This window comes from Streptomyces sp. NPDC001070 (genome assembly GCF_053598835.1).
Map to the genome: position 1 here is coordinate 70,966 of NZ_JBSFLB010000025.1, position 11,220 is coordinate 82,185.

Consider the following 11,220-nt stretch of genomic DNA (forward strand, 5'->3'; position numbering starts at 1 on the left):
CGCCCACCAAGCCCCGCGTGCAGGGGCGTTCGGCGTCCCTGAACGAGGTCGGGAAGCGACCGTCGACCGTGATTGTCAGCGCCGCGCTGCACCACCTCGATCCGGTACCCGCGCCCGGTGGGGGACGGCGCCGGGCCGGTGGCCAGGAAGCGCTGTCCGCCCCGGTACGCCGGGTCGCGCCGCCCACCAGCAGCAGAAGGGCCGGCGCGAGCCCGGCAGGCCGCGGGCCCCTCCGCCGCACGGGGCGGAGGGGCCGGGCATCACGCGGCCGACGCCCGACGGCTGTGCGCCGCCTGGCGCCCCATCACCCGGGAACTGGCGGCGTACTCCGCCCGGCACCACCGCCGCATCCGCCCTGGACGGGGAGCACTGGTGGGCGGGGTGTGCTGGTGGATGTGGGGCGACTGGCCCGGGCAGCGGGGAGACCCCGGCCCGGCTCGCGTACAGCCCGCACGGCGAACCCGCGGGGGAGGTGCTGCGCCGCTGGTGGCGCACGTGAACGTGGCAATTGGGTCGAAACGCTGACATTGTGTCGTCATGACGGCTCTCGCCCCCGGCGCATCCGAGGACACGATGGATTTCGCCGACGCCGACCGGGGATTCCTCGGTGCCCTCACCCCCGGCCGCGTCACCGACGGCGACGGCCGGGTGGTCTGGGACGGCGACGCGTACTCCTTCCTGCACGGCCCGTGCCCCGACACGGCGCACCCCGGCCTGTGGCGGCAGAGCCGGCTCGCCGCCAAACAGGGACTGTTCGAGGTCGTTGAAGGGGTCTACCAGGTACGCGGCCTGGACCTGTCGAACATGACCCTCGTCGAGGGGGACCGCGGAGTCGTCGTGATCGACCCCCTCCGCTCCGCCGAGTGCGCGGCCGCCGCCCTCGCCCTCTACCGCGAGCACCGCGGGGACCGGCCCGTCACCGCCCTCATCTACACCCACTCGCATGTCGACCACTTCGGCGGCGCCCGCGGCGTCCTGCCGCACGGCCACGACCCGGTACCGGTCCTCGCGCCGGCCGGCTTCCTCGACCACGCCGCCAGCGAGAACGTCGACGCCGGGGTGGCGATGGCCCGTCGCTCCGTCTACATGTACGGCTCCGAACTGCCCAAGGGCCCGGCCGGGCAGATCGGCTGCGGCCTCGGCCAGACCGTCTCCACCGGCAGCGTCACCCTGATCCGCCCCACCGTCCACGTCACCCGTACCGGCCAGGACGAGACGATCGACGGGGTCAGGATCATCTTCCAGCTCACCCCCGGGGCCGAGGCGCCCGCCGAGATGAACTTCCACTTCCCCGCCAAGCGGGTCCTGTGCATGGCCGAGAACGCCACCCACACCATGCACAACATCCTCACCCTGCGCGGCGCCCAGGTCCGCGACGCCCGGCTGTGGGCCCACTACCTCAACGAGGCCCTCGTCCTCTTCGGCAACGCCTCCGACGTCGTCATCGCCTCCCACCACTGGCCCACCTGGGGGCGGGAGAACATCCACCGGCTGCTGTCGCACCAGCGCGACCTGTACGCCTACCTCCACGACCAGACCCTGCGGCTGATCAACCGGGGCCTCACAGGCAACGAGATCGCCGAGGAGCTGACCCTGCCGCCCGCACTGGAACGGCTCAACTCCAACCGCGGCTACTACGGCTCCCTCAGCCACAATGTGAAGGCCGTCTACCAGCGCTACATGGGCTGGTTCGACGGCAATCCGGCCCACCTGTGGCCGCACCCCCCGGTGGAGGAGGCCCGCCGCTACGTGGACTGCCTCGGCGGCACCGACGCCACCGTCGCCAAGGCCCGGGAGTACGCCGACAGCGGCGACCTGCGGTTCGCCGTCACGCTGCTCAACCACGCCGTCTTCGCCGACCCCGGCCACGCCCCCGCGGCGGAGGAACTGGCGGTCCTGTACGAACGCCTGGGGCACGGCTGCGAGAACGGACCCTGGCGCAACTTCTACCTGATGGGCGCGCAGGAGCTGCGGCAGGGCGTCACCCGGACCCCGGTCGTGATCGGCAACCCCGAACTGACCGCCGCCCTGACGGTCGATCAGCTCATCGACGCCCTCGCCATCCGCGTCAACGGCCCCAAGGCCTGGGACACCCACCTCACCATCGACTGGCGCCTCACCGACGAGCACCGCACCTGGCACCTGACCCTCTCCAACGGCGCCCTCACCTACTTCTCCACCCAGGACGGGCGCCCCGCGGTCCGGCACGCCGACCTGACGCTCACCCTCACTCGGCCCGAGCTGCACCGTCTCCTCGCCGGGGGGCGCTTCGAGGGCGTCGAGCACGAGGGGGACCTCAAGGTGGTCGCCATCCTCGTCGGGCTGCTGGACGGCGCCGTCCAGGACTTCCCGATCGTCACCCCGTGAAGGGCCGTGGAAGGCATTGACGGGGTGACGGGCGTGAAGGCGCGCGCCGTGATGCTCCGTTTGGCCTGATCCGCGCGTTGGCCGGCCCTCCCGCTCCGCGCCCCGCATAGCCTGACCGCCATGGTCGAACACCGCACTGTAGAAGCGAACGGGATCCGGCTCCACATCGCGGAGGAGGGCCGGGGGCCGCTCGTCCTGCTGCTGCACGGCTTCCCCGAGTGCTGGTACTCCTGGCGGCACCAGTTCGCGCCGCTGGCCGCCGCCGGCTACCGCGTCGCCGCACCCGACCAGCGCGGCTACGCCCGTAGCGAGCGGCCCGGGGCCGTCGACGCGTACACCGTCCTCGATCTGGTCGGCGACGTCATCGGGCTGATCCACGCCCTCGGCGAGAGCCGGGCCGTCGTCGTCGGTCACGACTGGGGCGCCCCCGTCGCCTGGCACACCGCGCTGCTGAGGCCCGACGTCGTGCGCGCGGTCGCGGGCCTCAGCGTCCCGCCGGCGCCGCGCAGCGGCGACACCCCGCCCCTGCGGTCCATGCGGGAGCTGTACGACGGGCGGTTCTACTGGAACTACTTCGAGCGGCCCGGCGTCGCCGACGCCGAGTTCACCGCCGACCCGCGCACCACTTTCCGCCGATTCCTGTACGGCGCCTCCGGCGACAACCCGGCCAACGACCCGGTCCCGGCCCAGCCCCTCGTCCCGCCCGGCGGCGGCTTCCTCGACCTGGTCGACGAACCCAAGGAACTGCCCGGCTGGCTGACCGAGGAGGACCTCGACACCTTCGCCGCCGAGTACGCCGAGGCCGGATTCACCGGCGGCCTCAACTGGTACCGCAACCTCGACCGCAACTGGCGGCTGACCGCTCCCTGGGCCGGCGCCGCCCTCCAGGTTCCCGGCCTGTACGTCACCGGCGACCGCGACCTGGTCTACGCCTTCCCGGGGATGTCCGAGCTGATCCCGGTACTGCGGCAGCTCCACCCGGCGCTGCGCGAACCGGTCGTGCTGCCCGGCTGCGGCCACTGGACCCAGCAGGAGCGCCCGGCGGAGGTCAATGCGGTGCTGCTGGAGTTCCTGAGCGAGGTCGCGCCCGCCACCGGCTGATCACGTGTCGCACTCCAGCACGGTGCGGCACAGTCCGCACCGTGCCTTCACCCGGCCCCGCACCGGCACCCGGATCCGCTGGTGGCACGTGGGGCAGGGGAAGGAGACGCGTTGCGGGTCGCCGCCCTCGAAGGCGTAGCCGGCGGCCGGGTACGCGATGCCGCGCCGCCGGTCGTGGGCGTAGCGTCGGCGGCCCGCCCAGCCGCAGCCGACCATCGGCGGATGGCGCAGATCGGCCTCGGCGACGGTGAGCCCGGCCCGGTACGCCTCGCGTGCCCGGGGACTGGTGAGCCACGGCTCGATGTCGTCACCGAAGGCCTGCGCGCGCTTCGCCAGGACGTAGCCGAACTCCTCCGGGGTGAGATAGCCCAGCTTGGATGCGGCCATCGTCAGCCGCTCGCCGCGCAACGCGGGCTCCTCCCGGTACGAGTCCAGCAGCAGCCAGCCCGCGCCCAGGTAGGTCGTGGCGGTGTCGGTGAGGATCTCGTTCTCCCGCACCCCGGGGAACTCCAGGCCGAGCCGGTGCAGATAGACGTGCATGACCTCGTGCGCCAGCACCGCGCCCACATCCCGCCGATCGTCGCGGAAGCGCGCGTGCAGTTCCACGAAGTACTCGGGTCCGGCGGCCAGTTCGACATTGCCCGCGTGCACCATGTCCCGGAAGCTGACCACCATGCGGGCCTCCGGCAGGCGGAAGTGCTGCACGATGGCGCGGGCCACCCGCTGGGCGCCCAGATGGAGGTCCTCGTCCGGCGGGAACTCGACCGCCTCCGGACGCACGCTCGCCGGGAACCGGCTCACCGTGTCGTACGACATCCGCCGGTAGAGCGCGGTCAGGGCGGCCCGGACCTTCTCCAGGTGCGGGAAGCCGTGCTCGATCGGGCTGGACGACGGCTCGGTCACGGCGACTCCCCCAAGCGGTGCGACGCCTTCGAGCCTACGCGTCGACCCACGCCGTTGTCGCCGTGCGTTCCGGCCCCGTGCCGCTCGCCGCCCCGGCCACCGGCACGCCCAGCGCGCCCAGCCGCTCCGCTGCCCCCGGCGCGGTGCCGCCCTCCGGCTGGTACACGCTGACCAGCAGCCGCCCACCGGGCTCCACGAGCTCTGCGAGCAGCCTGCGGACCAGGTCGCCCAGTCGTCGCCCGGGCACGCAGTCGACGAGAACGTGCACGAAGGTGAACCGCCTCCCGTCGGCCGGCCGCCAGTCCACCGCGTTGCCCACGGATATGCGCTCCGCCCACCGCGGCAGCCGGTGCCGGGCCAGTTCCACCAGCCGCGGGGCGAAGTCCACACCGTAGGGCTCGATCACCCTGCCCCGCTCCGCCGCCCACTCCCGCACCGACTCCATCAGCAGCCCGTTGGCACAGCCGACGTCGAGGAACGTGCCGTCCTTGTGCAGTGCCTCGACCACCATCGAGCGCCGCGCCCGCCACTCATCGGGCCGCCTGCCGAAGCCCGAGCCTCCCTCCGCGGTGGTCGCCCGCAGGTAGGCGGGTTCCAGCAGCCGCAGATTGTCCGCGTAGTACGAGGCGTCGTCCTGCTCGCGGAAGGAGCGGGCCGCGTCCAGCACGGCCTGCCGTTCGAGGCCGTACGGGAGCATCCCGGCGATCGCGTCGGCGTCGGCCGCGATCAGGTCCGCGTCGGCGGCGTGCGGGCGCCGGCCGCGGTAGCGGTCGCCGTCCAGCCACACGTACAGCCGCTGTTCCCGCGGTTCGTACGCGAAGGGGTGCACGCGTTGCCGGTAGTACCCCGCGGTCTCCAGCGGCACCCGCGCGCTGGTGTCGAGCACCCAGTCCTCCCCGGGCAGGACCTCGCCGGACGGCAGGCGCATCACGTCGTCCTCACAGAGCACCGCGCCGGGCCGACCGCCCGGCAGGAACGGCACGAAAGTGACCCGCCGCACGGAAGCGGGGTCGGGGTCCTCGTCGATCAGGTCGTACGTCTTCAGCCAGGCGTCCCTCGGCGCGGTCGACTGCCAGGCCGTGAACAGGGGCGTCGCACCGTCGCCGTCGAGGACCACCACCCCGAAGGGGCGGTCGAAGGCGATCCGCTCGATCCGTTCGGGTCCGGCGGACAGGAACACCGGCGACGCGGTCGCCGAGGCGGCCTCCACGCCCTCCTCGGCGATCCTCAGCACCGTCTCCTGCACGACCTCGCCGAGGGCCAGTGGAGCGCCGCCGGAGATCCCCGACAGGTCCGCGGGGCCGCCGGACCCGATGGCGAGGCCCAGCCGCGCGAGCTGCGGCGTCACGTCGATCCGGGTGCGCAGCGACAACCGGGGGAGCAGCAGCCTCACCTCGTCGGCGTCGACCGGCAGCCGTTCCGCCTCCGGCGCCCACGCGGCCGGCAGGACGGACACGGGCTCGCGCCCCGGCTCGCCGAGCACGAACCGCACCCGGACCGCCGGGCCGGCCCCCTCCGCGCGGCAGCGCAGCTCGACCACTCGCGTCCGGCCGCCGGAGGCGTCGGGCACGGTCCACGCGTCGGCGGCCGGCACCTCCGCGGACATCGTGGCCACCGGACGCGTGCGACCGGAGGCGTCGGTGAACGGCAGATCCCGGGTCGCGACGCCGTCGAAGGGCTTCTCCCAGCGGGCCTTGAGCGCCAGGGCGCTGACGAGCAGCAGCGCCGTGCGCGCCGTCGGCCCGACGGGCAACCGGTCGATCAGCCCGCCGGTGGCCTCGCGCACCCACGCATCGATCCCGGCACCGTCGAGGTCACCGAAGCCGACGTCCGGCAACGACGAGCGGTACGCCTGCGCCACCGGCACGCGCGACCACACGCCCGTGGCCACCGTCAGCGCGTCCGTCCCCGCCAGCTCCGCCGCCGCGTCCGAGAAGACCGCGGCCGCCTCCGGCCCCGCGACCCCCAGCAGTCCGCGAAGCTCTTCCGCCGTGCCGCCGCGCGCCCCCGCCGCGAGCGCGGTCAGCGCCAGCCACAGACCGGCCGGCGAGCACGTGAAGTCGCCGCCCTCGTCACCCGCGTCCTTCCCGGCCTCGTGCAGCCACCGCGCCGCGAGGGCCCGGATCGCCGCGGCATGCCCCGTCAAGGCGGTCCCCACCATGCCGTCCCCCCGCCTCGGCCGGATCCGTTCGCCCCCGGAACGACGGCCCGGGCGCGGCGTCGCGGCACACCCCGCGCCGACTGATGAAGACCGTACAAGTGACCACCGACATCCGGCTCCTGCCTTTCCCATGGGACAGGTCCGCATCGTGCGTGCCGGGCCGCGCACCGCGCGTTGTCGCGCTCCGCCCGGACGGCGCTCATTCCGCGACGGCCGGCCCCAGGTGCTGTCCGTAGCAGAGGCAGAACGGATGCCCGGCCGGGTCGGCGAAGACCCGGAAGCCGCTGCGCTTCCCGCCGCTGTCGTGGAGGAAGGTCGCGCCGAGCGCGACGACCTCCTCGTGGGCCCGTTCCACGTCGGTGCGGGTGGGGACGTCGAAGTCGAGGTGGAACTGCTGGGGGTGCTCGGGATCGGGCCAGCGCGGCTGCCGGTGGAAGGGCACCTCCTGGAAGGCGATCCGGGTGCCGTTCGGGGCCGTCAGGGTCACCCACGAGGGATCCGCGGCATCGAGCTCCCAGCCGAGGATCCCCTGGTAGAAGGCGCCCAGCGCCGTCGGGTCAGGGCAGTCGATCACGGTGCACTGCAAGGTGGCGATCATCCGCCGAGCCTGCCCGGTGTCCTCCTCGGGACGCAAGGCACACCGCCCGGACCATACTTTCGGCTGATACGGAACCGGACGGCCGGGGGAGGCCCGGGCACCCCCGGACTCCGTAGCGTGGACACGTGGCCGGACCGCCCGTCGCCGGCGTTCCGGCCACGGCATCCGTCCCGTCCCGCCCGAAGGACCCCCGCCCATGTCCGGCGCCTGTGCCGCCTCAGCCGCAACCATTCGGACCGCCTCCGTCCGGACCGCCGCCGTCGTCGCCTGCTGTGCGGCGTTCGCGATCGTCCTCGCGGTGCTCGCGGCCCGGGCGGCCGGTGCCCCCGGTATCTTCGGCGTCCCCGGGCCCGCGCTGACCGGCGCGCTCCTCCTGGCGGCGGGAGTCGGCGGCGTCCGCTACGCCGTCCGCCCCCGGTGAGGGCGATGAGGATGACCCACCGCCGCATCAACGTCCTGGCCCTCGTCCTCCTCGCCATGGCCGCCGCCGCGACGGTCTGGGCGGTCACCCACGCGGGGCAGGGCGACGCCGCCGCCATCGTTTACGGCAGCACGCCCGCACGCGCCGCCGACCCGGCGGGGCACACCCCCGTGCGCATCGACATCCCGAGCGCCGGCGTCCACGCCCGCGTCGTCGACCTCGGACTCACCGACGACGCCACCGTCCAGACGCCCGCGACCGAGCAGGGCCGCTACGCCGGGTGGTACGACCGCAGTGCCGCGCCCGGCGACACCGGCACCTCCGTGATCCTCGGCCACAGCGACGGACGGCACGACCGCGCGGTCTTCCACGACCTCGACGAGGTGCGCCCCGAGGACACCGTCGTCGTCACCCGCCGCGACGGCAGCCGCGCCCGCTTCACCGTCACGCGGGTCGAGAAGGCGCCGCGGCACACCTCCCCCACCGAAGCCCCGGGCATGGGCGGCGACACGCCCACCCTGCGGCTGGTCACCTGCGCGGCCGACCGGCACCACGGCGGCCGGGCCGCCGGGACGCTGATCGTGCACGCGGCCGCCGCCCGCGTCTCCTGAGTTGCGACCCCCGGACCTCCGAACGGGACGCATGCGACGCTGCGTTCGCCCCGGCGGAGTGCGTCCGGGCCCGCTCGCGCAGCGCCGTCCGCACCACCAGGCGGGTCGTCCACGCCGCCCGGGGCGGGGAACCCCCGTGCGCCGGGCGAGGGGCATGGGGCAGCATGAACCGCATGCCTGCTCTCACGCGTGCCGAGGCCGAGACCCGCGCCCGGCAGATCGCCGTCCAGCACTACGCCGTCGACCTGGACCTCACCCGCGGCGACGAGGTGTTCGGCTCGACCACCGTCATCCGGTTCACCGCCCTCGCCGACGGCGACACCTTCGTCGAGCTGAAGCCCGCCGTACTCCACAGCGCCGTCCTCGACGGGCGGCCGCTGGACCCCGCGGCCCTGGACGGGAACCGGCTGCCGCTCACCGGGCTCGCGGCCGGCCGCCACGAGCTGCGGGTCGAGGCGGACATGCGGTACTCCCGCACCGGTGAGGGCATGCACCGCTTCACGGACCCGGCGGACGGCGAGACGTATCTGTACACCCAGCTCTTCCTGGACGACGTGCAGCGCGTCATCGCCGCCTTCGACCAGCCCGACCTCAAGGCCGTCTTCGAGGTGGCCGTCACCGCGCCCCCCACGTGGACCGTCCTCGGCAACGGCGTCGCCGAGCGCACCGGTGAGGCCGAGGGCCGCTGGCGGATCGCGGCGACTCCGCTGATCAGCACCTACCTGCTCGCCGTCGCCGCGGGCCCCTGGCACTCGGTGCGCACCGAGCACGCGGGCCTGCCCTTCGGGCTGCACTGCCGCCGCTCCCTCGCCCCGTACCTGGACGCCGACGTCGAGGAGCTCTTCGACATCACACGGCGCTGCTTCGACCGCTACCACGAGCTGTTCGAGGAGGCGTACCCCTTCGACTCCTACGACCAGGCCTTCGTCCCCGAGTTCAACGCGGGCGCGATGGAGAACCCCGGCCTGGTCACCTTCCGCGACGAGATGGTCTTCCGCTCCGCCGTCACCGACACCGAACGGCAGACCCGCGGCATGGTCGTCGCCCACGAGATGGCCCACATGTGGTTCGGCGACCTCGTCACCCTGCGCTGGTGGGACGACATCTGGCTGAACGAGTCCTTCGCCGAGTACATGGGCTACCAGGTGCTCTCCGAGGCGACCCGGTTCACCGACACCTGGACCGACTTCGCCGTCGCCCGCAAGGGCTGGGGCTACGACGCCGACCAGCGGCCCTCCACGCACCCCGTCGCGCCCGCCCCGGAGGCCGTCCCCGACACGGACTCGGCGCTGCTCAACTTCGACGGCATCTCCTACGCCAAGGGCGCCTCCGCGCTGCGTCAGCTGGTCACGTGGCTCGGCCGCAAGGACTTCCTCGCCGGCATCAACGACCACTTCGCGCGGCACCGCTTCGGCAACGCCGCCCTGGCCGACTTCATCGACTCCCTGGCCCGCGCCACCGACCGCGACGTCCACGCCTGGGCCGACCGCTGGCTGCGCACGACAGGCGTCGACACGCTCACCCCCGTGCCCGTGGCGGCCGACGGCGGCTGGCGGCTCGACGTGACCCACGAGGGCGGCCGTCCGCACCGCATCGCCGTCGCCGCGTACGACCGTGCCGACGCCGACCCGGTGCAGCTGGTGCTGCGCGAGCGCTTCGAGACAGACGTGCCCGCGGGCGGCGAGGTCCCGGGGCCCCGTCCGGGCCCGCGTCCCGACCTGGTGCTGCTCAACGACCAGGACCTCACGTACGCCAAGATCCGCTTCGACGCGCAGTCCTGGGACACCCTTGTCGCGGCGTTGCGCGGCCTGCCGGACCCGCTCAGCCGCGCCCTGGTCTGGAACGCCGCCCGCGACCTCGTCCGGGACGGCGAACTGCCGCCCGCCGCCTATCTCGACGTCGCCCGCGCCCACCTGCCGTACGAGACCGACATCGCCGTCGTGCAGGGCGTGCTCGGCTTCGCCCGCGGGCAGATCACCGACCGCTACCTCCCGGCGGCCGAACGCCCCGGCGCCCTCGCCACGCTGGAGGAGCTCGCCCGCGACCTGCTGCGCCGAGAGGACCCCGGCCTGCGGCTGGCCGCGGCCCGCGAGCTCATCGCCACCACGGCCGACACCGCCGCACTGCGCGGCTGGCTCGTCGAGGGGACGCTGCCCGGCGGGCCCGGGCTCGACCCCGAACTGCGCTGGCAGATCCTCACCCGGCTCAGCGTCCTCGGCGCGGCCACGGCCGACGACATCGCGGCCGAACTGGCCCGGGACCCCAGCGCCACCGGCCAGGAGGGTGCCGCCCGCTGCCGGGCCGCGCTGCCCGACCCGGAGGCGAAGCGGGCCGCCTGGGCGCTGATGTTCGAGGGGGACACCCTGTCCAACTACCTCTTCACCGCCACCGCCCAGGGCTTCTGGCAGCCCGAACAGCTCGACCTCGTCCGGGAGTACGTGCCCCGCTACTTCCCGGCCGCCGTCGCGGTCGCCGCCCGCCGCGGCCCCGCCCTCGCCGACGCCGTGGGCCGCTGGGCCTTCCCCGTCCCCGTCGTCGAGGCAGGCGTGCTCGAACTGGGCGAGGACTGCCTGCGCTCCGGCGACCCGGCACCGACCCCCGCGCTGCGGCGCAGGCTGGCCGACCAGCTCGACGACCTGTCCCGGGCCCTGCGCGTACGCGGCGCCTGACCGAGGGGCCGCCGGGAACCTCCCGGCGGCCCCGGCCTCCCTTCCCGCCGCACGCCGGCACAGCGTCGACGGTCGCCCCGGCGTGCCGCTGGGTGCTGCTCGCGCCCTGCTCGCCGGGGCGTATCGGGGCGCTCGTGCGTAGGTCGGGGCGGCGGTGGCCGGCAGCGTCCCGGCTTCGTCTGGGGTGGTGACCGGCCCTGTACCGGCGCGCTGTTGGCGGGGTGGCCGCGGCGCTCGCTTCTCGTGCCAGGGGCGGAAGGGGCTTCGCCGGGGCGGTCGTCGTGCCACCGGGGCGCCCGTGTGCGCGCCGGGGCGGCGCCCGTTCCGGTCGTCCGGGCAACACCCCCGGCGGGGCCGCGTCGTTACGCAGGTCGCCCAGCGCACACGCG

Annotated in this window: 8 protein-coding genes; 5 read left to right on the plus strand and 3 right to left on the minus strand. The window is 74.3% G+C overall.

Annotated features, from left to right (window positions below; all coding sequences use genetic code 11):
• The first annotated feature begins 537 nt into the window (after positions 1–537).
• Both ACWDAS_RS27960 and ACWDAS_RS27965 read left to right on the plus strand, forming a co-directional pair.
• Positions 538–2,367, plus strand: coding sequence for an alkyl/aryl-sulfatase (locus ACWDAS_RS27960; protein WP_450396241.1), 1,830 nt, complete (start codon positions 538–540; stop codon positions 2,365–2,367).
• Positions 2,368–2,487: 120 nt separating this feature from the next.
• The gene (locus ACWDAS_RS27965; RefSeq protein ID WP_450396244.1) at positions 2,488–3,468 is read left to right on the plus strand and encodes an alpha/beta fold hydrolase; all 981 of its coding nucleotides are present in this window, start codon (positions 2,488–2,490) and stop codon (positions 3,466–3,468) included.
• Here the strand turns inward: ACWDAS_RS27965 and ACWDAS_RS27970 are convergent, their stop codons facing one another.
• From ACWDAS_RS27970 to ACWDAS_RS27980, 3 genes are all read right to left on the minus strand, one after another.
• Positions 3,469–4,371: a hypothetical protein gene (locus tag ACWDAS_RS27970; protein WP_450396247.1), complete on the minus strand. Its 903-nt coding sequence runs from the start codon at positions 4,369–4,371 to the stop codon at positions 3,469–3,471.
• A 34-nt stretch (positions 4,372–4,405) separates the two neighbouring features.
• Positions 4,406–6,517 carry a serpin family protein gene (locus ACWDAS_RS27975; RefSeq protein WP_450396249.1) on the minus strand — a complete coding sequence of 704 codons (2,112 nt, stop codon included), beginning with the start codon at positions 6,515–6,517 and terminating at the stop codon, positions 4,406–4,408.
• A gap of 214 nt (positions 6,518–6,731) precedes the next feature.
• Positions 6,732–7,130 carry a VOC family protein gene (locus tag ACWDAS_RS27980; RefSeq protein ID WP_450396252.1) on the minus strand — a complete coding sequence of 133 codons (399 nt, stop codon included), beginning with the start codon at positions 7,128–7,130 and terminating at the stop codon, positions 6,732–6,734.
• A 196-nt stretch (positions 7,131–7,326) separates the two neighbouring features.
• Between ACWDAS_RS27980 and ACWDAS_RS27985 the strand changes: the two genes are divergently transcribed.
• The 3 genes from ACWDAS_RS27985 (at position 7,327) to pepN (ending at position 10,831) form a co-directional block, all read left to right on the plus strand.
• Entirely contained in the window at positions 7,327–7,551 is a 225-nt protein-coding gene (locus tag ACWDAS_RS27985; protein ID WP_450396254.1) for a hypothetical protein, read from the plus strand.
• 5 nt (positions 7,552–7,556) lie between these two features.
• Complete coding sequence (locus tag ACWDAS_RS27990; RefSeq protein WP_450396256.1) at positions 7,557–8,162, plus strand: sortase domain-containing protein; 606 nt, start codon at positions 7,557–7,559, stop codon at positions 8,160–8,162.
• Between the two features lie 173 nt (positions 8,163–8,335).
• A complete protein-coding gene (pepN, locus tag ACWDAS_RS27995; protein WP_450396259.1) occupies positions 8,336–10,831 on the plus strand; it encodes an aminopeptidase N in 2,496 nt (831 codons plus the stop codon).
• The last annotated feature ends 389 nt before the right edge of the window (positions 10,832–11,220 follow it).